17 protein-coding genes and 3 tRNA genes are annotated in these 23,250 nt (G+C 61.1%); 9 read left to right on the plus strand and 11 right to left on the minus strand.

The window, feature by feature from the left end; translation table 11 throughout:
• Positions 1-480: 480 nt before the first annotated feature.
• A complete protein-coding gene (gene syd, locus JS46_RS15565) occupies positions 481-1,044 on the minus strand; it encodes a SecY-interacting protein (protein ID WP_033752819.1) in 564 nt (187 codons plus the stop codon).
• 65 nt (positions 1,045-1,109) lie between these two features.
• Here syd and queF point away from each other — a divergent pair, with 65 nt between their 5' ends.
• The 3 genes from queF to xni all read left to right on the plus strand — a co-directional run bounded on the left by queF (position 1,110) and on the right by xni (position 4,303).
• Positions 1,110-1,955, plus strand: a complete 846-nt coding sequence (gene queF / locus JS46_RS15570) for an NADPH-dependent 7-cyano-7-deazaguanine reductase QueF (protein ID WP_033752820.1) — start codon at positions 1,110-1,112, stop codon at positions 1,953-1,955.
• A 169-nt stretch (positions 1,956-2,124) separates the two neighbouring features.
• Positions 2,125-3,486 carry a nucleotide 5'-monophosphate nucleosidase PpnN gene (ppnN, locus tag JS46_RS15575; protein WP_033752821.1) on the plus strand — a complete coding sequence of 454 codons (1,362 nt, stop codon included), beginning with the start codon at positions 2,125-2,127 and terminating at the stop codon, positions 3,484-3,486.
• Positions 3,487-3,526: 40 nt separating this feature from the next.
• Entirely contained in the window at positions 3,527-4,303 is a 777-nt protein-coding gene (gene xni / locus JS46_RS15580; RefSeq protein WP_033752822.1) for a flap endonuclease Xni, read from the plus strand.
• Positions 4,304-4,306: 3 nt separating this feature from the next.
• Here xni and rlmM read toward each other — a convergent pair whose 3' ends face one another.
• From rlmM to JS46_RS15600, 4 genes are all read right to left on the minus strand, one after another.
• Positions 4,307-5,407, minus strand: a complete 1,101-nt coding sequence (gene rlmM / locus JS46_RS15585; RefSeq protein ID WP_033752823.1) for a 23S rRNA (cytidine(2498)-2'-O)-methyltransferase RlmM — start codon at positions 5,405-5,407, stop codon at positions 4,307-4,309.
• Positions 5,400-5,795, minus strand: coding sequence for a DUF423 domain-containing protein (locus JS46_RS15590; protein ID WP_033752824.1), 396 nt, complete (start codon positions 5,793-5,795; stop codon positions 5,400-5,402). The genes rlmM and JS46_RS15590 overlap by 8 nt, the downstream gene beginning before the upstream one ends.
• Before the next feature lie 50 nt (positions 5,796-5,845).
• Positions 5,846-6,763: a transcriptional regulator GcvA gene (locus JS46_RS15595; RefSeq protein WP_033752825.1), complete on the minus strand. Its 918-nt coding sequence runs from the start codon at positions 6,761-6,763 to the stop codon at positions 5,846-5,848.
• A 352-nt stretch (positions 6,764-7,115) separates the two neighbouring features.
• Positions 7,116-7,337 (minus strand): YgdI/YgdR family lipoprotein, encoded by a 222-nt coding sequence (locus tag JS46_RS15600; protein ID WP_033752826.1) that lies wholly within the window; start codon positions 7,335-7,337, stop codon positions 7,116-7,118.
• 196 nt (positions 7,338-7,533) lie between these two features.
• Between JS46_RS15600 and csdA the strand changes: the two genes are divergently transcribed.
• Together csdA and csdE are read left to right on the plus strand one after the other, a co-directional pair.
• The gene (csdA, locus tag JS46_RS15605; protein WP_033752827.1) at positions 7,534-8,748 is read left to right on the plus strand and encodes a cysteine desulfurase CsdA; all 1,215 of its coding nucleotides are present in this window, start codon (positions 7,534-7,536) and stop codon (positions 8,746-8,748) included.
• On the plus strand, positions 8,745-9,194 hold the full coding sequence (gene csdE, locus JS46_RS15610; RefSeq protein WP_033752828.1) for a cysteine desulfurase sulfur acceptor subunit CsdE: 450 nt from the start codon (positions 8,745-8,747) through the stop codon (positions 9,192-9,194). Before csdA ends, csdE begins: the two co-directional genes overlap by 4 nt.
• Before the next feature lie 4 nt (positions 9,195-9,198).
• Here the strand turns inward: csdE and tcdA are convergent, their stop codons facing one another.
• Both tcdA and mltA read right to left on the minus strand, forming a co-directional pair.
• The gene (tcdA, locus tag JS46_RS15615) at positions 9,199-10,002 is read right to left on the minus strand and encodes a tRNA cyclic N6-threonylcarbamoyladenosine(37) synthase TcdA (RefSeq protein ID WP_033752829.1); all 804 of its coding nucleotides are present in this window, start codon (positions 10,000-10,002) and stop codon (positions 9,199-9,201) included.
• A 45-nt stretch (positions 10,003-10,047) separates the two neighbouring features.
• Complete coding sequence (mltA, locus tag JS46_RS15620; RefSeq protein WP_033752830.1) at positions 10,048-11,199, minus strand: murein transglycosylase A; 1,152 nt, start codon at positions 11,197-11,199, stop codon at positions 10,048-10,050.
• Between the two features lie 206 nt (positions 11,200-11,405).
• Here mltA and JS46_RS15625 point away from each other — a divergent pair.
• The 3 genes from JS46_RS15625 (at position 11,406) to JS46_RS15635 (ending at position 11,737) form a co-directional block, all read left to right on the plus strand.
• Positions 11,406-11,482, plus strand: a tRNA-Met gene (locus JS46_RS15625).
• 51 nt (positions 11,483-11,533) lie between these two features.
• Positions 11,534-11,610 (plus strand) — tRNA-Met (locus tag JS46_RS15630).
• 50 nt (positions 11,611-11,660) lie between these two features.
• Positions 11,661-11,737 (plus strand) — tRNA-Met (locus JS46_RS15635).
• An 82-nt stretch (positions 11,738-11,819) separates the two neighbouring features.
• On the opposite strand, the gene amiC is transcribed toward JS46_RS15635, so the two are convergent.
• Positions 11,820-13,058, minus strand: a complete 1,239-nt coding sequence (amiC, locus tag JS46_RS15640; RefSeq protein WP_033752831.1) for an N-acetylmuramoyl-L-alanine amidase AmiC — start codon at positions 13,056-13,058, stop codon at positions 11,820-11,822.
• Positions 13,059-13,289: 231 nt separating this feature from the next.
• Here amiC and argA point away from each other — a divergent pair, with 231 nt between their 5' ends.
• Positions 13,290-14,618, plus strand: a complete 1,329-nt coding sequence (gene argA, locus JS46_RS15645; RefSeq protein WP_033752832.1) for an amino-acid N-acetyltransferase — start codon at positions 13,290-13,292, stop codon at positions 14,616-14,618.
• Between the two features lie 255 nt (positions 14,619-14,873).
• On the opposite strand, the gene recD is transcribed toward argA, so the two are convergent.
• The 3 genes from recD to ptrA are packed head-to-tail and all read right to left on the minus strand — an operon-like array spanning position 14,874 to position 23,136.
• Positions 14,874-16,715: an exodeoxyribonuclease V subunit alpha gene (recD, locus tag JS46_RS15650; RefSeq protein WP_033752833.1), complete on the minus strand. Its 1,842-nt coding sequence runs from the start codon at positions 16,713-16,715 to the stop codon at positions 14,874-14,876.
• Positions 16,712-20,248 carry an exodeoxyribonuclease V subunit beta gene (gene recB, locus JS46_RS15655; protein ID WP_033752834.1) on the minus strand — a complete coding sequence of 1,179 codons (3,537 nt, stop codon included), beginning with the start codon at positions 20,246-20,248 and terminating at the stop codon, positions 16,712-16,714. The genes recD and recB overlap by 4 nt, the downstream gene beginning before the upstream one ends.
• Entirely contained in the window at positions 20,245-23,136 is a 2,892-nt protein-coding gene (ptrA, locus tag JS46_RS15660; RefSeq protein ID WP_033752835.1) for a pitrilysin, read from the minus strand. Before ptrA ends, recB begins: the two co-directional genes overlap by 4 nt.
• Positions 23,137-23,250: the final 114 nt, after the last annotated feature.

The following is a 23,250-nucleotide window of genomic DNA, read 5'->3' on the forward strand; positions in this document are numbered from 1 at the left end:
CCGGTTCGTTTGCAGCTTTCCCGCTACTTTGATGCTCCCTGCCTCATCCGTGACAACTTTTCCTGTGCGCCATCCTGCGCTTATCGTCCTGATAATTCCTTTGGCTTCCAGGCCCGCCGCGCATCATGTACGGCTCTCGTTCTCCTTCCTGGAGGTGTCCCTGACTCTCTCCTGAGTATCCTGCTTCATCCTGAAGCCTTCCGTGTGACGTAAACTCCGTTACGGTCCCGCCTCCTGGCATGACGTATCCTGACGCTATCTTCAATCCTCTGGCTTCCTGCCAACTGCTGACTATTCTGGCAGAGGCCGCTGAATAAACAAGGTACTAAACAGCGTTACATTATTTGTTTATAGACCAGATTTAGGAGTAATGCCATTAAGTCAATGATTCACAATCTTTTTACATTGCAGACTTCTGGATGTCCCTTGAGAGAAATGCCAATCTCTCACAGCACATGTAAGAGATATCTCACAAGGTCACTAGCGATTATCTGCAAAGCCCGGTATAACCACCTGTAAATTCTTAAGAAATATCTGAGCATTTTCCGCCAGAATTTCGCGTTTTTTGGTACCGGGCTGTTCAAGAATCACCTCGCCGGTCAGGTTGCAAATCGAGACGATCTCCTGCTCCGATTCGGTGGCGGCGATAAACAGCGTCGGCGTCTGTTTCAGGCGGCGCTTCATGATCAGATGTCCGATCAGATTCTCCTGCAGCCGCAAAAAATCCTCTTCGCTCCAGACCTGCAGCAGCGTCAGCTCAAGGTGCGCACAGCGTGCCGTCATATCGCCCGCGAACTGCGCGGTGTAAAAGGCGGCGATATCCTCCTGAAGCGTGATCTCCAGCGCGCGCTCCACCGCTTCCAGCGTAGCGGGCAAGGTAAAGGGCTGCGGCTGCCACCATACCTCATCAGCCTGGGTGGCGATAATGCAGGGCGACGGCACGCCATAAAGCGCCTGGCTGGCGGGCGCGTGGCCAGTGCGCTGTTGCCAGGCGTCGCAGTAACGGGCGGTAAATTCGCGCAGGGCATCCACAGTCTGTTGCATTACTCTTTTTCTCACGTCTGATGGGTTACACTTATCCACTTTGTTTTGTATCACGGGTAACCGCTATGTCTTTATATGAAAAGGATCAGGCGCTGAGCAACCTGACCCTGGGCAAACCCACAGCCTATCACGATCAATACGATCCCAGCCTGCTGCAGGCGGTACCGCGCAGCCTGAACCGCGCGCCGCTGGGTCTGACGCTCGATTCCCTGCCCTTTACCGGCGCGGATATCTGGACGCTTTACGAACTCTCCTGGCTTAACAGCAAGGGCGTGCCGCAGGTGGCGCTGGGCGAAGTGGTGCTGAACGCCACCAGCGAACATCTTATCGAGTCGAAGAGCTTTAAGCTCTACCTTAACAGCTTTAACCAGACGCGCTTCGCCAACTGGGGCGACGTGCGCCAGACGCTGGAGCGCGACCTCAGCGCCTGCGCGCAGGGCGAGGTGAGCGTCGCGCTGTTCCGCCTGAGCGAAATCGAAGGCCAGCCCATCGGTCAGTTTAGCGGTTACTGCATCGACGAGCAGGATATCGCCATCACGGACTACAGCTTTAATGCCGACTACCTTGCCGGTGCGGCGGGCGGCGAAGTCGTGGAAGAGACGCTGGTCAGCCATCTGCTGAAATCCAACTGTTTGATCACCAATCAGCCCGACTGGGGTTCGGTGATGATCCGCTACAAAGGCCCGCGCATCGACCGCGAAGCGCTGCTGCGCTACCTCATCTCTTTCCGCCAGCACAATGAGTTTCACGAGCAGTGCGTAGAGCGCATCTTTAACGATTTGCTGCGCTTCTGCCAGCCGCAGCAGCTTACCGTCTATGCGCGCTATACGCGCCGCGGCGGCCTGGATATCAATCCGTGGCGCAGCAACGTGCCTTTTACGCCGGGATATTCCCGTCTGGCGCGTCAGTAGCTTTGCGAGGCCTCTCGCAGCCTGCGCGTCAGAGGTTGCGTTCCCCTTGAGCATTGAGGGTCGACAAGGCACTCTGGTGAAGGCGGCGATCGGAGGATCGCCGACCAGGGATTTTCGCCACCGCAACGGCGGTGTCATTAGTCACCCAGGCGGGTGTAACGGAGTTCATTTGATTACGCATATCAGCCCTCTTGGCTCGATGGATCTGCTCTCTCAGCTGGAAGTGGACATGCTCAAGCGCACCGCGAGCAGCGACCTTTACCAGCTGTTTCGCAACTGCTCCCTTGCCGTCCTGAATTCAGGCAGCCAGACCGACAGCAGCCACGAACTGCTTTCCCGCTTTGAAAATTTCGATATCAACGTGCTGCGCCGCGAGCGCGGCGTCAAGCTGGAACTGATCAATCCGCCGGAAGAGGCGTTTGTCGACGGACGCATTATCCGTTCGCTGCAGGCCAACCTGTTCGCCGTGCTGCGCGACATTCTGTTTGTTAACGGCCAGCTGGCGATCGCCGGCATGGAAGAGGCGCCGCCGGATGATTCGGCGCATATCACCAACCAGGTTTTCTCTATTCTGCGCAACGCCCGCGCGCTGCACATTGGGGAATACCCGAATACCGTGGTCTGCTGGGGCGGCCACTCCATCAACGCGGTGGAGTATCAGTACTGCCGCAACGTCGGCACCCAGCTGGGCCTGCGCGAGCTGAATATCTGCACTGGCTGCGGGCCGGGCGTGATGGAGGCGCCGATGAAAGGCGCGGCGGTAGGCCATGCGCAGCAGCGCTACCGCGACAGCCGCTTTATCGGCCTGACCGAGCCGTCGATTATCGCCGCCGAGCCGCCGAATCCGCTGGTGAACGAACTCATCATCATGCCGGATATCGAAAAACGCCTGGAAGCCTTTGTGCGCATTGCGCACGGCATCATTATTTTCCCGGGCGGCGTGGGTACGGCGGAAGAGCTGCTCTACCTGCTGGGCATTATGATGAACCCGCAGAACCAGGAGCAGGTGCTGCCGCTGATCCTTACCGGCCCGCAGGAAAGCGCCGACTACTTCCACGTGCTGGACGATTTTATCGTCAACACGCTGGGCGAAGCGGCCCGTCGTCACTATAAGATCATTATCGACGACGCCGCCGAAGTGGCGCGCCTGATGAAGAAAGCGATGCCGCAGGTGAAGGAATATCGCCGCGAAACCGGCGACGCCTACAGTTTCAACTGGTCGATTCGCATCTCGCCCGATCTGCAGAAGCCGTTTCTGCCGACCCATGAAAATATGGCCAACCTCAATCTCTACACCAGCCAGCCGGCAGAGCAGCTGGCGGCGGATCTGCGTCGCGCCTTCTCCGGCATTGTCGCCGGGAACGTGAAAGAGATCGGCATACGGGAAATCCGCGAAAAAGGGCCCTATAAGCTGCACGGCGAGCCGGACATTATGCGCCGCATGGATGAATTGCTGCAGGGCTTCGTCGCTCAGCACCGCATGAAGCTGCCGGGCACCGCCTATATCCCCTGCTACGAAATCATTAAATAAACCGCAAGGAAGGCAGTCCTCTCGGGCTGCCGTTTAGCTTATGTCATTTCACCTTCTTATCGTGGACGCGCTCAATCTGATACGTCGTCTGCACGCGGTACAGGGATCGCCCTGCGTCGAGGGTTGCGTCGCGGCGCTGCGCCAGCTTCTGGGGCATACGCAGCCGACCCACGTCGTGGCGGTATTCGACAGCGAACAGCGTCACCAGGGCTGGCGGCATCAGCTGCTGCCGGACTATAAAAGCGGTCGACCGCCGATGCCGGAGGATCTGCATGCCGAACTGCCCGCGCTGCAGGAGGCGTTTCGCCGCGTCGGCGTCAGCTGCTGGATCGCCGAGTCGGATGAAGCGGACGATCTGGCCGCTACGCTGGCGGTAAAAATGGCGCAGGCGGGCCATCAGGCGACCATCGTCTCTACCGACAAAGGCTACTGTCAGCTGCTGGCGCCGCAGATCCGCATCCGCGACTACTTTCAAAAGCGCTGGCTGGATCTGCCCTTTATCGAAAACGAGTTCGGCGTTGCGCCGCAGCGGCTGCCCGATTACTGGGGGCTGTGCGGCATCAGCAGCAGCAAGATCCCCGGCGTGACGGGCATCGGCCCGAAAAGCGCGAAAACGCTGCTGCAGACGTTTGGTTCGCTGGAGGCGATCTATGCGCGGCTTGATGAGGTGCCGGAGAAGTGGCGCGCGAAGCTGGAGGCCGGGCGCGAGTCCGCCTTAATCAGCCGACAGGTTGCGATGCTGAAGCAGGATTTGGTGCTGCAGGGAAATCTGAAAACGCTGCGCTACGAAGGCCAGGCACCGCAGCGCCCGGCCTGAGGCTTAACGTTCGTCGCGGCGGCCCGGTATGGCGCCCCAGATGCGGCGAATATGCACCGTGACCTCTTCGCGGTCGTGGTAGAGCTGGCGAGCGCGGATCTGCGCGTTGATGCCCTGCGCCTTCAGCGCCTCATCGATCATCGCCAGGTTCTGCGTCACCTCTTCGTAGCGCTTTTTCATCGGCAGCTTAAGGTTAAAGATCGCCTCGCGGCACCAGCCGTTGACCAGCCATTCGGTCATCAGGCTGGCGACGCGCACCGGCTTCTCTACCATATCGCACACCAGCCAGTCGTTGTTGTTGCGCGTCGGGCGAAACTTAAAGCCGTCCTCGCGGCAGTGGGTGACCTGCCCGGTATCCATCAGGCTCGGCGCCATCGGGCCGTTATCCACCGCGTCAACCCACATGCTGCGCTTCACCAGCTGATAGGTCCAGCCGCCGGGACAGGCGCCGAGATCGACCGCGTGCATGCCGCCCGCCAGGCGCTCGTCCCACTCGTCGGCGGGAATAAAAACGTGAAACGCCTCCTCCAGCTTCAGGGTCGAGCGGCTCGGCGCATCAGCCGGGAATTTCAGGCGCGGAATGCCCATATAGAACGGCGAATTGTTGCCGACGACAGAGTAGCCGACGTAGCAGGCGCCAGGCGCGATAAAGAAGACGTGCACCACGGGTTGCTTCGGGCTTTCGTAGTTGAGCAGGATCCCCGCTTCGCGCAGGCTGGCGCGCAGCGGCACGGTAAACTTGCGGCAAAACTTCGTCAGCTCTTTCGCTTCGTTAGTATCCGGCACCTCGACGCGCAGTTCGCCGCCCTTCTCCACCACGCCGGTCAGCATGCCGACAATCGGCGCGATGCGATCGTCCGGCGGCAGATCTTTCAGCAGCTCGCCGACCACCAGCATCTGGCGGGCGAAGATCAGCGTATCGAAAGGCAGATCGCGCGCCAGGCGGTCGGCATCTTCGTGCTGATAGCACTCGAACAGCACATAGCCGCTGTTCTCTTTAACCCGCGGGAAACCGTAGATTTCACGCTCGGCGGCGCAGGCGGCGATTTCCGCGGCGCACTCTTTTTCAAACCCGGGACGGCAATAGAGTAAAACTTTATTCATGGCGATCTGCCTTTCGTTTAAGACGCAGCGCGCCAATCAACATCAGAAACCAGCCGACCAGGAAACAGAGGCCGCCGACCGGCGTAACAAAAACCCAAAACTTCAGATGCGACAGCGCCAGAGAGTAGAGGCTGCCGCTGAACAGCACGACGCCGAGGGCCAGAAAGGCGCTGCTCCAGTAAAACCAGAGATTAGCGCGGCGCAGCATCGCGGCGCCCAGGCCGATGACCGCCAGCGTATGGTACGCCTGATACTCTAGCCCGGTATGGATCCAGGCCATTTCCGTTGGCCCCAGAGAACGGCTTAAAACGTGGGCGCCAAAAGCGCCAAACGCCACCAGCAAAAACCCGCTGATGGCGGCAAAAATAAACATGGCACGACTGGACATCTGACTATCCTCAAGGTGCATCTGTACATCAGGCTACAGAAATCAATTAGTTAGTGATCGTAGCGAAAGCGGAATTTTTCTTGTTCGCTGGCGGCTTTCGCGATGATCCACTGTCGAAAGGCGGCTATTTTACCCAGTTCTGCCTGGCTGTCATGACAAACCAGATAAAAAGCGTTTTTACTTACCAGCACGTCGTTGAACGGACAGATCAATCGGCCCGCTTCTATTTCGCTCTGCGCCATTACGTTGTTCGCCAGCGCCACGCCTTGGCCATGGATCGCGGCCTGCAGCACCATGGCGCTATGGCTGAAAATCGGCCCCTGCTGGACGTTAATATGCTGCAAGCCTAGCTGCCGGATATAGGATTGCCAGTCGCGCCGCGAAGCGTCATGCAGCAGTGTGAAGCGCGACAGATCCATGGGCGTTTTCAACGGATTGTCGCCGGTCATCAGCGCGGGCGAACAGACCGGCAGCAGATATTCCGCATAAAGTTTTTCCACTCGCAGTCCCGGCCAGTTGCCGCGGCCGTAGAAAATCGCCACGTCGACGTCGTCGGCCAGCTTCTCTTCATCGCGGTCGACCGCCTGAATACGCACGTCGATGCCCGGATAAGCCATATTAAAGCTGGAGAGCCGCGGCACCAGCCACTGAATGGCGAAGCTGGGCAGCAGGCTGACGGTTAAGGCGCCTTTTGCGCTACGCGCCTGAAGTTTGCGCGTCGCGTCATTGAGCGCGGTGAAAATCTCTTTGATATCGAGATAGTAGCTTTGCCCCTCTTCCGTCAGCAGCAGCGAACGATTTCTCCGGCGAAACAGCTTAAGTCCCAGAAAATCTTCCAGCGATTTTATCTGATGGCTGACGGCTGCCTGGGTGACGAACAGCTCTTCGGCGGCTTTGGTGAAGCTGAGATGACGCGCCGCAGCGTCAAACACGCGGAGTGCATTAAGAGGAGGAAGGCGTTTCGACATGGTTTTCCGTGCTCGGATCAGGGGCAATATAGGTGCGCTTATAAAAAGCGGTCACATATTAGTTTTAGTAATCCGAGGCATTATAAATTGTCCGTTGAGGAAGCTCCAGCAAATACCTATAGTTGCCGCACTTCCTGAGCCGGAACGAAAAGATTTCAGGATTTGTGAGTGAGTTCGCAGATTTCCGGGAAGCTTTTGGCTTGTGGTCGTGATGTTGTGTTTGCATTTTGATCTGACGCTTGCAGATCAAGCTTTTAATTCCTGTAGATTTACCCTGTCTGTCCATAGTGATTTTGAATAGCACCGCAAATTGCGGTGCTTTTTTTTTTGCCTGCAGCAGACGCCGGAGCGCTTACTGCATCTCAACCATCTCTTTAACGTCGGAGCGGTTAATCTGCTGCTTGTTGCCGTTAGCGTCTTTATAGCTGATCATACCGGTATCGCTGTCTACTGAAGGCTTGCCTTCTGAGACAATGGTGCGACCATCGTTGGTATGCATAACATAATTGCTTGAACACGCGGCCAGAGTAAAAGCCATAGCGCAGACAGCCAGCACTGCTGAAAGTTTTTTCATTTTCTATCTCCTTGTAGATGATTGCATCAAACCGCCCGCGTTGGCTAACCCTAGTCAAATCGACTAAAGAAGGTTGCTCCTTGTGCGGGTTTTGGTTTAAACCTTGCATTAATCAGCATAACGCGCTTTTACAGCTTTGCCAGGAGAGAGCCAGGCTTTTGATCTGGCCCTGTTTATTTGTATGACGAGACAAAGCATGACCGCATTCAATCCCACCGCCTTCCGCCAGCAGTTTCCCGCGCTGAGCGACGCCGGTGTTTATCTCGACAGCGCCGCCACGACGCTCAAGCCTCAGGTGGTGATTGATACCACGCAACAGTTTTACAGCCTGAGCGGCGGCACCGTGCATCGCAGCCAGTATGGCGCGGCGCGTCAGCTTACCGAACGTTATGAACAGGCACGGCATCAGGTGGCGCGCCTGCTGAATGCGGCGCACGGCCACCAGATCGTCTGGACGCGCGGCACCACGGAGGCGATCAATCTGGTCGCCAACGGCTGGCTATTGCCGCGGCTGAAGGCCGGCGACGAGATCCTGGTGAGCGAGGCGGAGCATCACGCCAATCTGGTGCCCTGGCTGATGGCGGCGCAGGCGCGCGGCGCGAAGGTGGTGAAATGGCCTGTCGGCGCCGATCGCCTGCCGGATATCGCGCTGCTGCCGTCGCTGCTTAACGCGCGCACCCGGCTGCTGGCGATCGGCCAGATGTCCAACGTCACCGGCGGCTGTCCCGATCTGGCGCAGGCGATCGCGCTGGCGCACGGCGTCGGCGCGAAAGTGATGGTTGACGGCGCGCAGGGCGTGGCGCACTGCCCAACCGACGTGCAGGCGCTGGATATCGACTTCTACGCCTTCTCCGCCCATAAAGTCTACGGCCCGACCGGCATCGGCGCGCTCTATGGCAAAGCCGAGCTGCTGGAAGAGATGTCGCCGTGGCAAGGCGGCGGTAAGATGCTGACCCACGTCGATTTTAACGGTTTCACGCCGCAGCCCGCGCCCTGGCGCTTCGAGGCCGGCACGCCGAACGTGGCGGGCGTAGTGGGACTGAGCGCCGCGCTAAGCTGGTTTGAGCAGCACGACCGGTTGAAAGCGGAGATGTGGAGCCAGCAGCTTGCCAGCCTGGCTGAAGAGCAGTTGGGCGAGTTTCCCGGTTTTCGCAGCTACCGCGCGGGCCGGACGAGCGTGCTGGCGTTTGATTTCGCGGGCGTGCACCACAGCGACATCGTCACGCTGCTGGCGGAACAGGGCATTGCGCTGCGCGCCGGCCAGCACTGCGCGCAGCCGCTAATGGCGGCGCTGGGCGTGAGCGGCACGCTGCGCGCCTCTTTCGCGCCCTATAATAATTTACAGGATGTCGACGCGCTGACGCGCGCCGTCTACACCGCGCTCGATCTGCTCTCTGAGGAGGAAGCATGAGTCAGGCTCTGACTGGCCCGCACCCGTTTGGCGATCTGATTACCCTGGACGGCCTGAAAGAGAAGTTTGCCCATTTTCAGCAGTGGGAGGATCGCTATCGCCAGCTGATCCAGCTCAGCCGTCAGCTGCCTGCTCTGCCGGAGGCGCTGAAAACGGCCGATATCGAGCTGACCGGCTGCGAAAACCGCGTCTGGCTCGGCAGCCAGCTGCGCCACGACGGCACGCTGCATTTCTACGGCGACAGCGAAGGCCGCATCGTGCGTGGTCTGCTGGCGGTGCTGCTGACCGCCGTGGAGGGAAAAACGCCGCAGGCGCTGCTGGCGGACGATCCGCTGCAGCTGTTTGACGAACTGGGGCTGCGCGCCCAGCTCAGCGCCTCGCGCAGCAGCGGACTGAAAGCGCTGGCGGAGGCGGTACATCAGGCCGCACGCGCGGCGCGCGCCTGAGGTTCTACGCCGCCTGACGCGCCGCGCGCGCCAGAAACTTCTTCAGCGCATGGGAAACGGCGACAAAGCCGAAGGTGGCGGTCACCATGGTGGCCGCGCCGAATCCCGCTTCGCAATCCATTCTTTTCGGCCCTTCAGCGGTGCTACGCGCGGCGCAGACGCTGCCGTCCGGCTGCGGATACATCAGCGCTTCGGTCGAGAAGACGCAGTCGACGCCCAGCTTGCCTTTGCTGTTTTTCACCACACCGAGCGCCTTCAGCCGCTCGCGCAGCTTGGCCGCCAGCGGATCCTGAATCGTCTTCGCCAGATCGGCCACCTGGATCTGAGTCGGATCGATCTGGCCGCCCGCGCCGCCGGTGGTGATCAGCGGGATCTTGTTGCGGCGGCACCAGGCGATCAGCGCCGCCTTCGGACGCACGCTGTCGATGGCGTCAATCACGTAGTCGTAGCCCGCCGCCATCAGCTCGGCGGTGTTGTCCGGCGTGATGAAGTCGTCGATGCAGATCACCTCGCAGTCGGGATTGATGGCGCGCAGCCGCTCAGCCATCACCTCGGTTTTCGCCTTGCCGACGTTGCCGTTCAGCGCGTGGATCTGCCGATTGGTATTGGTGATGCAGACATCGTCCATATCGATCAGGGTAATTTTGCCGATGCCGGTGCGCACCAGCGCTTCCGCCGCCCAGGAGCCGACGCCGCCGATGCCGATCACGCAGAAGTGCGCCGCGGCGAAACGCGACAGCGCATCCTGCCCATAAAGACGTGCCGTGCCGCCAAAACGCTGACGCCAGGCGTCGTTAACCACACTCATAATTAACCTTGTCGCCTCGTGCGGGCCGCGCGGCCCGCCGAGAAATCAGTTTGAACCCAGTAACAGAGAGCCATTATCGCCGTTTTGCGGGTTGCTGAACAGCGGCTGTCCGGCGCCCGGCGCAGCCTTCAGCACCCAGACGCGGCCGTAATGGTTATAGAAGCCCGCCAGGTGCGCCGCGTCGGGCCCAATGCCCTGATAGATGTCAAAGTGCTGGCCCTTGATGGCCCCGCCGACGTCCAGCGCCACCATCAGGCGCATCTCATACTTACCGTTAAACTTGCCTTTTTCGTTCAGCTGCGGCACTTCCGCCAGCAGCGCGGTTCCCGCCGGGATCAGCGAACGGTCCGACGCCACAGAGGCCTTCGCCACCAGCGGCACCGCGCTGGCACCGCGCACCGGGGTGTAAGGTTCCGGCTTGAAGAAGACGAACGACGGGTTGGTTTCCAGCAGCGCGCGCACCTCCTGCTCAGAGTGCGACGCCGCCCAGTCGCGAATCGCCTGCATCGACATATCCTCGCGCTTCACCTCGCCGCGATCGATCAGCTCTTTGCCGATGCTGTGATAGGCCCAGCCATTTTTGCCGCCGTAGCCGAAGAAGGTCATCGGACGGCCGTCGCCGTAGTCGACGTAGCCGCTGCCCTGCACGTCCATAATAAAGTTATCGATCAGCGAATTGCTCCAGCCGATAACGTAGCGTTCGTCCAGCGCGCCGCTATAGATAGAGGCGCGGCTCGGCAGCTTCGCGCCGCGCTTGCGCGGCGGCATGCGGTAGATGGGGTACTGGAATTCGCCCTGACGCGTATAGCGCGCCTGCACCACCGGCGTGTAGTAGCCGGTAAACTGCACGTTGCCGTAGTTGTCGGTGCCTTCCATCTGAAAGGCGTTCAGGCCGAACTGGCGCAGCTGACGCGTATCGGCGCCCGCCATCAGCCAGCTTTCAATCGCGCTGTAGGTGCCGGTGTGGCGTCCATACAGGGCGGAAGAGGCGGACTGGATCTGTCGAACCTGCTCGCCGAAGTCTCTGCCGTTCACCGGTCGGCCTTTGGCATTAGGCTGGTTAACCAGCGCCAGCGGCTGTTCCAGCTTGCCATCTTTATATTGCTGCCCGCGATCGGTCGGCTTCGAGCTACAACCCGCCAGCAGCGCAAACATTGCACCAGTAAGTGCGTACTTCGCCCAGTGTCCTTTATTCATCGCCGTCTCTTTTATTCATCAGTGTTCGCCCCGCGACGATAGCAAAGCGTCTGGCAGATTGAAATCCGCCTGCCCCTTCCGCGCGCGCGGCTGTGTGATAATTAGCCAGATGGAGAAAATATTCAGCAAACAATCCCTAATTTGACGCTTCGCGCTAAAAAGGGGTTGCATCATCAGCTCCAGGAGGTATAGTGCGCATCCACGGACGCGGGATGGAGCAGCCTGGTAGCTCGTCGGGCTCATAACCCGAAGGTCGTCGGTTCAAATCCGGCTCCCGCAACCAACTCTTCTTTTGAAGAGACAATGTGAAAAAAGACGCAATGCGCACTACGGACGCGGGATGGAGCAGCCTGGTAGCTCGTCGGGCTCATAACCCGAAGGTCGTCGGTTCAAATCCGGCTCCCGCAACCAACTCTTCTTTTGAAGAGACAATGTGAAAAAGACGCAATGCGCACTACGGACGCGGGATGGAGCAGCCTGGTAGCTCGTCGGGCTCATAACCCGAAGGTCGTCGGTTCAAATCCGGCTCCCGCAACCAACATTTAAGCACCTGAAAGGGTGCTTTTTTGTTTTTGTGCCGTGTGAAACCGGGACGGCCTGCGCCATCCCCTCTCCTCGCTTTAGCGTCGCGCCCCGCCCTTGTCGAAGTAAGCCTTTATGCCATGGAAAATTGCCTCCGCCACCTGCTGCTGATAGCGGCTGGTGCGTAGCTTGCGCTCCTCCTCCACGTTGCTGATAAAGGCGGTTTCCACCAGAATCGATGGAATATCCGGCGCCTTCAGCACCGCGAAGCCCGCCTGATCGACGGTGCGTTTGTGCAGATGGTTGATGCGCCCCATACGATGCAGCACCTCTTTGCCGAACGCCAGGCTGTCGTGAATGGTCTGGCGCTGCACCATATCCAGCATGGTGTGATCGAGATAGCGATCGCCGCTCTTGCTGACCCCGCCGATAAGATCCGATTCGTTCTGCGTTTGCGCCAGGAAACGCGCTGCCGCCGAAGTGGCGCCTTTGGTGGAGAGCGCGAACACCGAGGAGCCGCGCGCGCTGCGGCTGGTAAAGGCGTCGGCGTGTATCGAGACAAAGAGATCGGCGCGCTGCTTGCGCGCTTTCGCCACCCGAACCCGCAGCGGAATAAACACATCCTCGTTGCGCGTCATATAGGCCTTCATATTCGGCTCTTTGTCGATCAGCGCCTTGAGCCGTCGCCCTATCTTCAGCACGATATCTTTTTCGCGCGTTTTGTATTTGCCGTGCGCGCCGGGATCTTCGCCGCCGTGCCCTGGATCGATCATCACGATCATCGGCCGATCGCGCCCCGCCTTGCCGGGCAGCGGCGCGCTCGCCGGCTCGTTACGCTCCAGATCGCCCTTGTTGTAATCCTTGAGCAGCGCCAGCAGCGGATCGTCTTCAGCGCTCTCCTGGCTCGGATAGAGATCCACCACCAGCCGGTGTTTGATGCCGGCCACCGGCGCCAGGGTAAAGGTTTTCGGCGCGACGTTGCGCTTTAGCTCCAGCACGATGCGCACGGTATTAGCGTCGAACTGCCCGACCCGCGCGTTTTTAATAAAGGGATCGTTGACGCGCACCAGCTTGTCGACGCCCTTCAGCACCGGATTAAGATGCATATTCTCGATATCGATAACCAGCCGATCCGGATGCGAAAGCGCGAACTGCTTATAGTGAAGCGGCACGCTGGACTCCAGCGTCATGCGCGAATAGGTCGAAGATGGCCAGATGCGTACCGCGACGATATGGTTTTTTGCCGCCAGGCCTGTGCGGCTGACGCTCAGCAGCAATAATGCGCCGGTTCCCTGCAGGAGCCTTCTGCGGGAAATTAGGGGATTTGATTCTGACATGCCGCTCCAGCTGCTCTGTTCTGTCTAAAAAAGCGCCACTTTAATAAACGGCGCTGAAAACTTTAGCCCATCCCTTTGGCGAAGTCATCCAGGAAAAGCTAAATAATGCAGGCTCTTAGCAGCGAGCGCACCCGAAAAAACGTAAATTTACGTCAGGTTTAACGCTTGCAAATAGCGCCCTAAAAGAATAAAAATACAAAAATTACGAATAATCATTCATTGAGGTTTGCCGTGAAGGAACGTAGTACTGAGCTGGTTCAGGGTTTTCGCCACACCGTTCCCTATATCAATGCCCACCGGGACAAGACCTTTGTCATCATGCTGGGCGGCGAAGCGATTGAGCATGAGAACTTCTCCAGCATCGTTAACGATATCGGCCTGCTGCACAGTCTCGGCATTCGCCTGGTGGTGGTCTATGGCGCGCGTCCGCAGATCGACGCCAGCCTGGCGGCGAACCAGCTGGAGCCGGTTTACCACAAATATACCCGCGTGACTGATGCGCAGTCGCTGGAGCTGGTGAAGCAGGCGGCGGGACGGCTGCAGCTCGACATCACGGCGCGACTCTCAATGAGCCTGAATAACACGCCGCTGCAGGGCGCGCATATCAACGTGGTCAGCGGCAACTTTATTATCGCGCAGCCGCTGGGCGTGGACGACGGCGTCGATTATTGCCACAGCGGACGCATTCGCCGCATTGACGAAGAGGCGATTCATCGGCAGCTGGATAACGATGCGATTGTGCTGCTCGGTCCGGTGGCGGTCTCCGTGACCGGCGAGAGTTTTAATCTGACGTCGGAAGAGGTCGCCACCCAGCTGGCGATTAAGCTGAAGGCGGAGAAGATGATCGGCTTCTGCTCCGAGCAGGGCGTGACCCGCCGCGACGGCACCATTATCTCTGAGCTGTTCCCGAACGACGCGCAGGCGCGCATCGACGAGATGGAGAGCGACGGCGACTACCTTTCCGGCACGGTGCGCTTCCTGCGCGGCGCGGTGAAGGCCTGCCGCAGCGGCGTGCGCCGCAGCCATCTGATTAGCTACCAGGAAGATGGCGCGCTGTTGCAGGAACTCTTCTCGCGCGACGGTATCGGCACGCAGATCGTGATGGAGTCGAGCGAGCAGATCCGCCGCGCCACCATTAACGATATCGGCGGCATCCTGGAGCTTATTCGCCCGCTGGAGCAGCAGGGCATTCTGGTGCGTCGCTCGCGCGAGCAGCTGGAGATGGAGATCGACAAGTTCACCATTATTATTCGCGACAACCTGACTATCGCCTGCGCGGCGCTCTACCCGTTTATGGATGAGAAAATCGGCGAGATGGCCTGCGTAGCGGTGCATCCCGACTATCGCAGCTCGTCGCGCGGCGAGATGCTGCTGCAGCGCGTCGCGCTTCAGGCGCGGCAGATGGGGCTGGAGAAGCTGTTCGTGCTGACGACGCGCAGCATTCACTGGTTTCAGGAGCGCGGCTTTACGCCGGTGGATATCGAGTCGCTGCCGGAGAGCAAAAAGCAGATGTATAACTATCAGCGGCGCTCAAAGGTGCTGATGGCGGACCTGACCTGATTGAAAGCCGTTCCAGGCTAAATAACCGAGTAGGCGCAGGCAACTGGGGCTGCTCCACAAAGTCGCTCAAGGCATCCATGCTCGCTCGTCCCGCACACATACGCACCTCGTCCCTGAGGTGCGCCCGTAAACGGGCCAGCGCTTTGCGCTGTTCAAAAACGCTCCCGGCGTTTTTGTCCCTGTCGCGGGACGCTTTGTTCCGCAGCCTCAGTAGCCTGCGCAGTGACGTACCGAGCCGTTTGCGGCTGAAACCGGTTAGCTCACCAGACTTAGCCTTTCCACCAGCCCGCTGCGGCGTTGAGTTTGCAGCTGTACCGCGCGCTGAAACACCCCGGGTTCGCTGTAGAGCGTCAGCCGCTTGCGCGCGCGGGTAATGGCGGTATAGACCAGCTCGCGCGTCAGCACCGGCGAGAACTGGGCCGGCATCACCAGCGCGGTATGCTCAAACTCCGATCCCTGCGACTTATGCACCGTCATCGCCCAGGCGGTATCGTGCGGCGGCAGACGGCTCGGCTGCACCGCCTTCACCGACCCGTCCGGCAGCGGGAAAAAGACCTTCAGCTGGTTTTCCGCATCGCGCAGGGTAATGCCGATATCGCCGTTGAACAGCCCCAGCGCGCTGTCGTTGCGCGTCACCATCACCGGCCGCCCCGCATACCAGCGGCTGCCGATCGCCGGCCGCCGGATGCGCTGTAGCTGCACCAGGCGCTGCTCGATGCGCTGGTTCAGCCCCTGCACGCCGAACGGCCCGTCGCGCAGGGCGCAAAGCAGCTGATAGCGGCTGAAGGCCAGCAGAATCTCCTCCACCGGCGCGCGCGCCTGCACTAGCTTCAGGAAAGGCCGGTAGCCTTCCGCGACGGCGTCGAGCATCGTCTGATAGGCCTCGCCGCTCTGCAGCGCCTGAAAATCGATATCCTCAAAGGCGGCGTTAATCACCGACTCGACGGCGCGCGCGTCGCCGAGATTGACCGCCCGCGCCAGCTGGCCGATGCCCGACGTCGCATCAAAGCGGTAGCTTTTGCGCAGCAGACAGATGCTGTCGCGCACGTCGGGCGCGCCCGCGTCATCCGCGCCGTCGAGGGCGCACTGGGTCAATGCCGCGAGCTGCTGCGCGCGCGACAGGCTGTAGCCCGTTTCCGCGCAGCGGCAGATATCGCCCAGCACCGCGCCCGCTTCTACCGACGCCAGCTGATCGCGATCGCCGAGGAAAATCACGCGCGCATGGTCGGGCAGCGCGGCGATAAGCTTCGCCATCATCGAGAGATCGACCATCGAGGCCTCGTCCACCACCAGCACGTCGAGATGAAGCCGGTTGGCGGCGTGATAGCGCAGCCGCTGCGTATCGGGCTGCGCGCCCAGCAGACGGTGCAGCGTCGTCGCTTCGCTGGGAAAACGCGCCCGCTCTTCGTCGCTGACCGACAGCGCCTGCAGCGCCTGACCGAGGGATTCAGTGAGGCGCGCCGCCGCTTTGCCGGTCGGTGCCGCCAGCTGGATGCGCAGATTGCTGCGGCTGAGGCGGATCAACGCCGCCAGCAGCTTCGCCACGGTGGTGGTTTTTCCGGTGCCGGGGCCGCCGGAAATCACGGCGGTTTTGCGCGTCAGCGCCACGGCGGCGGCGATTTTTTGCCAGTCGTCGGGCCGATCGCCGAACAGCGCGCTCAGCACGTTCTGCGCGGCGGCGACATCCATCTCCGCCATCTCCGCCTGCCGGGTGAAAAAGTGCGCCACCCGACCTTCGCTTTGCCACAGACGATGCAGATAGAGCCGCTCATGATTGAGCACCAGCGGCGTGGCGATGCCGCCGTCGCTCAGCGCAGGCCAGCCGGCGAGCGCCGTTTTCCAGCACGACGGCGCGCCCGCTGCGCGCCATAGCGCCTGCGCCAGTTCGGGATGGCGTCCGGCGAACAGCGTCTCGGGGGTCAGATGCGCCAGCGGCAGGCAGACGTGACCATCGCCCGCTTCGGCGCTGACGCAGGCGGCCGCCAGCAGCCATGCCGGCTGCGAGGCGTCGGCCAGCAGCCGCGCGAACTGAAGATCGAGCGACCGCAGCAGACGTTTCTCTACCGCCTGATCGAGCAATGACACGATTTCCGTCATACTTCCTCCTCTTTCGGGCGACGAAACAGCGCGTCCAGTCCGGCGACGAAAGAGGCCGACGGACGCGCGGTAAAGATGCCGTTTTGCGGCGAACTGCCATCGACGCCGCGTAAAAACAGATAAAACACGCCGCCAAAGTGGCGCTGATAATCGTAATCGGGCAGGCGATGCTGCAGATAGCGATGCAGCGCCAGCGTGTAGAGCTGGTACTGCAAATCGTAGCGGTGATCCACCATCGCCTGCGCCATCGCCTCCGGGGTATAGGCCGCTTCGCTGTCGCCAAGCCAGTTGGATTTGTAATCCAGCAGATAATATTGACCGTTCCAGCGAAACACCAGATCGATAAAGCCCTTCAGCATGCCCTGCACCTGGTGGAACTCCAGCTTCGGCGCGCGCGCCGACAGCGCATCGTGCTGGCGCATCAGCGCATCCAGCTCCGAAGCGTTCAACATGCGCTCCAGCGGCAGATAAAAAGCCATCTCCACCAGCCGGTCCTGGTTTTGCAGCGCGCCCAGCGTCAGGCCGTCGCGATTAAGCGGCGTGTGCAGCACGCGCGCGATCCAGGCTTCCAGCACCGGCAGCCAGTGCGGCGGATAGCCGTTCTGCTCCAGCTGCGTTTCCAGCAGCGTCCTGTCCGGCGGCCGGGTAAAATCGATCGATTCAAACAGGCCGTGCAGAAAGGTGCCCGGCGCGGCGCCGCGCGGAAAGTGATGCGGCGTCAGGGCGCTCTCCGCCTCGCCGCCCTCTTCGCCCGCGGCGTCGATATCGAACGTGGGCATCGCCTCCAGCAGCGGCGAACTGCTGTGCTGCTGAAGCCCGGAATAGCTGGTAACGCGCCAGGCGTCGCGCAGGTCGCGCGTCACCTGACGACTGCTGAGCGCATCGTCGGGCTGCGCCTGTTCGCGCCAGTTTTCGCCAGGGATCAGATCGTCGCGCAGCACCTCGGTGTCCGCATCCGCCAGCGTCGCCAGGCAGGCGCGCAGGCGGTCGGCGTCGCCGCTTTCGCCCTGCTGCACCAGATAGCCCAGCGCGCTCTTGTGCAGATCGCTGTCGCCCTCTTTTTTGCGCGCGCCCTTAAACAGCGGCGCAATGCCGACGCTGCAGTGAAACACCGAGCGGGTTAAGGCGACGTAAAGCAGGCGCAGATCTTCCGCCAGACGCTCCTGCTCGGCCAGCGCCAGACTCTCTTCATCGCCCTGCACGTCGAGCAGCGTCGCGAAGCTCTCCCGATCGTGATAGAGCGCGCTGGCCGCCTCGCGAAAGCCGGCGGCGAAAGGCAGCCACACCAGCGGATACTGCAAGCCTTTGGATTTGTGGATAGTGACAATCTGCACCAGGTGGCGATCGCTCTCGAGCCGCAGCTGCTGCTCCGCCGCCTGGATATTGGGCCGGGCGATCTGCTGCGCGAGAAAGCGCACCAGCGCATGCGGGCTGTCGAGGTGGGTCGACGCCTCCTGCAACAGCTCGCCCAGATGCATCAGGTCAGTGAGCCTGCGCTCGCCGTTCTCCGAGGCGAGCATATTTTCCGCCAGCTGCCGCTGATTCATGACGTCGCGCAGCATCGGCAACACGCCGCGCTGGTGCCAGAGCTGCTGCCAGCCGGCGAACTGCTCGACCAGCGCATCCCACTCGCGCTCGTTCTGGCTTAGCGTATCCAGCGAGGCGGCGTCAATGGCGAAGATGGAGGTGGCCAGCGCGCTGCGCAGCAGCCGCTCCTGCTCCGGCGCCTGCACCGCCTGCAGCAGCCACAGCAGCTCGCGCGCTTCGGGCGTGGTGTAGACGCTGTCGCGGTTAGAGAGATAGACCGACGGAATCGACAGCCCGTTCAGCGCGTCGCGGATCAGCCCCGCCTCATTGCGGCTGCGCACCAGCACGGTGATATCGGACGCCTGCACCGGCCGCAGATTATCGCCTTTTCCCAGCAGCGCGCGCCCCTGCTGGCCAGCGACCAGCCAGCGGCTGATATCGGCGGCGCACTGCTGCGCCATAAACTGCTGATAGTCGCTGACGCCGACGCCGTCGCCGGGCTGCAGCCAGAAGCGCAGCGCCGGCTGCGGCTGCGCATCTTTCACCAGCGTTAGCTGCTGATTCGGCGCGGCGGGATGAACCGGCAGAAACGGAATCGCCTCGAAGAGAAACGGCGAATCCATGCGGGCGAAAAGACGGTTCACGCTCTGCACCATGCCCGGCGACGATCGCCAGTTGGTATCGAGCGTATAGTGCGCGGCGACCTCGCTGCGGGCGCGTAAATAGGTAAAGATATCCGCGCCGCGAAAGGCGTAGATTGCCTGTTTAGGGTCGCCGATCAGCAGCAGCGCCAGCTCGGGTTGGTTCAGATAGAGCGTGCGGAAAATACGATACTGCTGCGGATCGGTATCCTGAAATTCGTCAATCAGCGCCACCGGATAGCGGGCGCGAATGGTGTCGGCCAGCAGCGCGCCGCCCGGCTGCTGCAGCGCCTCGTCGAGACGGCTCAGCAGATCGTCGAAGCCAAGCAGCGCACGCAGGCGCTTCTCTTTACGCACCGCGTCGCGCACTTCCACCAGCGCGCGGGCGATAACCAGATCGCGCAGCGACAGCGGCTCGGCGAGAAACGCCTCTACCGCCTGGAACAGCGGATGCTGCGGCGGCTCGCCTTTTTTGGTCTTCTCCACCAGCACGCGCTGGGCGAAACGCTCCAGCTCTTTCGGGAAGAGATAGTCGGTTGTTTCGCTGTTGGCCCACTGAGAGATTTTCGCCACCCAGAGCGGCAGATATTTGCTGCTGTAGCTGCGCTTATCCACGCCGGACTGGCTGACGATGCCTTCGACTTCGTCGCTTACCGCCTGCCACTGGCGCTTCATCTCGCTGATGCGCGCCAGGTTGGCGGCGTGGCGCGTCGCCAGGGTTTCATCGTCGGTCGGCGGCCGTTTCAGCCGCGGCGATTCGCCCTGCAGCCAGGGCCGCAGCGTCGTCAGCAAACTCTCTGGTCCGTTCCACTCGGCGACGATGGCGCGCGCCACATCCAGCGTCAGCGGATAGCAGTGGCGTCGCCAGAAATCCGCGGTCGCCTGCTTAAACAGCGCCGCCTCGTCCTCTATCAGCTCCTGCTCGAACAGCATGCCGGACTCGAAGGCGTTCAGGTTAAGCATGCGCTGGCAGAAGCCGTGAATGGTGAAGATCGCCGCTTCGTCCATCTGACGCTCCGCCGCCAGCAGCAGCGAAGCGGCCTGCGAGAGATCGTCAATCTGCTCCAGCAGAAGCGCCAGCATCGGATTGCCGCTCGCGCCGCGCACGCAGGCCAGGCGCAGCTCGTGGATATTTTCGCGGATGCGCCCGCGCAGTTCGGCGGTGGCGGCCTCGGTAAAGGTCACCACCAGTATTTCTTCCACCGACAGCGGACGGCTGTAGCTGTTTTCGCCGCCCAACCCTAACAGCAGGCGCAGATAGAGCACGCCGATGGTAAAGGTTTTGCCGGTGCCCGCCGAAGCCTCGATCAGACGCTCGCCGCGCAGCGGCAGCGTCAACGGATTCAGCGATTCAGGGTAACTCATTGCGTCTCACTCTTAACCGGTAGCGACTGCTGCAGTTTCGCCACCTCATTCCAGGTTTTCCAGCCGGGCAGCTGGGCAAAAGCCGCTTTATCCGCGCTGTTGCCAGCAATCTGCGACGTCATCGCCATGCCCTCTTTCTGCAGTACGGCGCGATGGAAGAAGTCTGCCAGCGCGTCCGGCGTCAGCTGCTGGATCTGCGCGATGACCTTCTGCCGCGTATCGAAAGCGTAGTTCTGGCGATCGAAGTCGCGACTATAGCGCGACGCCTCTTCGTCAAGGGTCTGCGGCCGCTGCTTCAGCTGGTTGATCATCGCCTGCTGATACTGCGCGAAGTCCTCCTGCGGCATGGCGCGCAGCCGTTTCTCCGCCTGCGGATAGAAGGCCTGATAGCGCTGCAGCAGATAGGCGGGCTGCTTGCTGTTGCTCTGCAGCAGGAAGCCGATGCCCCACTGACGGCCGATCGGCATCTGGAAAGCGAACACCGCATAGCCCAGTTGCTCTTCGGTGCGCAGCTGGTTGTAGAACCAGGGCTGCACGATCTGGCTCAGCATCGAACTGTTCGCCATGCCCTGATATTCGTCGTAGCCGAGCGGCACGTAGAGCGCCGCCAGCGCCGAATCGGTGCTGCTGCCCGCTTTCTGCAGGTTGGCTTTTACCGGCTTAGCGAAAGAGACGTAGTTGCTGCGCCAGAGCTGCGTGCCCTGCGTCTGCATCTGCTGCTTCAGCTCGCGGCCAAGCTGGGTCACGCTTTCGGCGCTGAGGTTGCCCACCGCCAGCAGTTCAGGCGTCGCATGATGGATCAGATTGTCGCGATACGCCACTACCTCGTCGAGAGCGATCGCCTTTACCAGCGCGCGGCGCGTCTCGCGCTGCGTATAGGGGAGCTGCGACAGCATCTGCATTGGCTGGATCGCCAGTTCGAACGCCTTGCCCTTGTCCGCCGCGTCCAGCTGATCGAGATACCAGGATTTCGCCTGCTCCAGCTGCTGCGGCGTAGGCTGGAAGGTGGCATAGCCTTCCACCAGTTTTTTCAGCAGCGTCGGCAGCCGCTGGGTAAAGCCGCTGGCGCTGAAGACCAGCCCGTCGTTTTCGCTGGTGGAGAAGCTGATGCCGCCGACCGACGCCTGCGAGTTAAGCTCATCCAGCGCCAGGCTGGAGAGATAGTCGTTGAGGCCGAACAGCACCTGCTGACGCGCATCGCTGATGGCGTGCTGGTTGCGCAGCGCCAGCGTCACTGAGGCTTTCGGCTCGCTGGCGTAAAAACGGCTCGGCATCCAGTAGATCGGCATGCCGAAGTCGTTGGGCAGCGCGACCGGATGGCTGTAGCTTTTGCCATCCTGCGGGATCAGGGTGAAATCGTCAGGAATATAGGGATTCAGCGTCGGCATCGAGAGCTGGATCTGGCTGGCGCGCTGGCGCCAGTCGGCGAAGGTCTGGTCGCTGATGCGATCGACCTGATAGGGCGCGTTGACGAAGTAGGCCTCTTTGTTGTGCGGCTCCTGCGGGCTGATATACCAGATGCGCGCATGCTGCGGCGTCATCTCGTCGAGGCGCGCTTTAATGGCGGCGGCATCATAGTCGTCGGCCAGGTATGGCGCGTCCAGCGTATGCTCTACCGGCACGCGCAGCATGGTGTCCGCCAGCCACTCAATGTAATCCATATCGCGCGTCAGCGAGGGATAGCGAAAATCGAGCGCCAGCACGTGCGAGACTTCGTCAAAGTAGCGTTTGTCGATGCCCTGCTCGCGCAGCATGGCGATGTAGCTGAAAATGGCCGCCACCACCTCGTCGCGCTGCGCCAGCCCTTTGTCGGTGAGCGAGGCGGTAATGGCGAAGACGCCGCTGCTGCGTTCGCTCATCGGATCGGCGCCGGCATTGACGCCGTCCGCCAGCCCCCTCTTTTGCAGCCAGTCGGCCAGGGTGTTTTTGCTGCGGTTGCCGATCAGGTAGCCGATCAGCGTATCGGTCTTGCTGCGGAAGCGATCGCTGTTATTGGCGATGCGGAACTCAATCTTCAGCTGCTTGCGCGGCTGCGCCGGAACGTAGTGGATCACGATGCCCTGCTGCGCCTCGGTCACCACAGGCACGTCGATAGCGGGAACCGTCGCGTCGTGATTCGCGATGCGGCCAAAGGTGTTGGCGGCGATCTGCGCCATCTCCGGCAGCGGTTTATTGCTGTAGAGCACCGCCTTCATCAGGTTGGCGGAGTAGTGGGTATGGTAGAACGTCGACAGCGCGTCAAGCAGCTTGCTGTCCGGCTTATCCTTTAGCGTGTCGAGGTTGCCGCCGGAGAAGCGCGAGCCGGGATGCGCCGGATTGAGCGTCTCCGCGCCGACCTGGGCCATACGCAGACCGTCGCGCGAGCGCGCCATCGTCAGCTCGGCGTTGACGGCGTTGCGTTCGCGATCGGCGTTGACCGGATCGAGCAGCGGCGCGGCCAGCGCGTCCGCCATACGATCCACCGCTGGCTCCAGCGCATCGTTTTCCACCTCAAGGTAGAAGGCGGTGCGGTAGGAAGCGGTGCTGGCGTTGTGGCTGCCGCCATGCTTTTTCAGGAACTCCGCCAGATTGTCCGGCTGTGGATAACGCTGCGATCCCATCAGCACCATATGCTCGAGAAAGTGCGCCAGCCCGAGCTGTTGATCCGGGTCGTCCAGCGAACCGATAGGCAGCGTAAGCGCCGCCAGCGACTTCGGCGCCTGCGCGTCGGAAACCAGCAGCACGGTCAGGCCGTTATCGAGCCTGATGGCCTGATACTGGCGCGTATCTTTTTCGCTTTTGCGAATGGTTTCATTGACCGGCGTCCAGCCCGTCGCGGCTTGCGCCAGCGTGGCGCAGGCCGCCAGGCTCAACATCAGCGCCGCTATCCAGCGAGCGTATCTACGCATGTAAACCCCTTCTGTTACCCTTGAAACTGCGCTGCCAGGCAGGCGCAGCCGAAAATGGTGCAAACTGACATACCTTGTTATCGGGCGTCGACGCGTCAGAGCTCGTCGCGCCGC

This window comes from Pantoea sp. NGS-ED-1003, assembly GCF_000738765.1.
GTDB lineage: Bacteria > Pseudomonadota > Gammaproteobacteria > Enterobacterales > Enterobacteriaceae > Pantoea > Pantoea septica.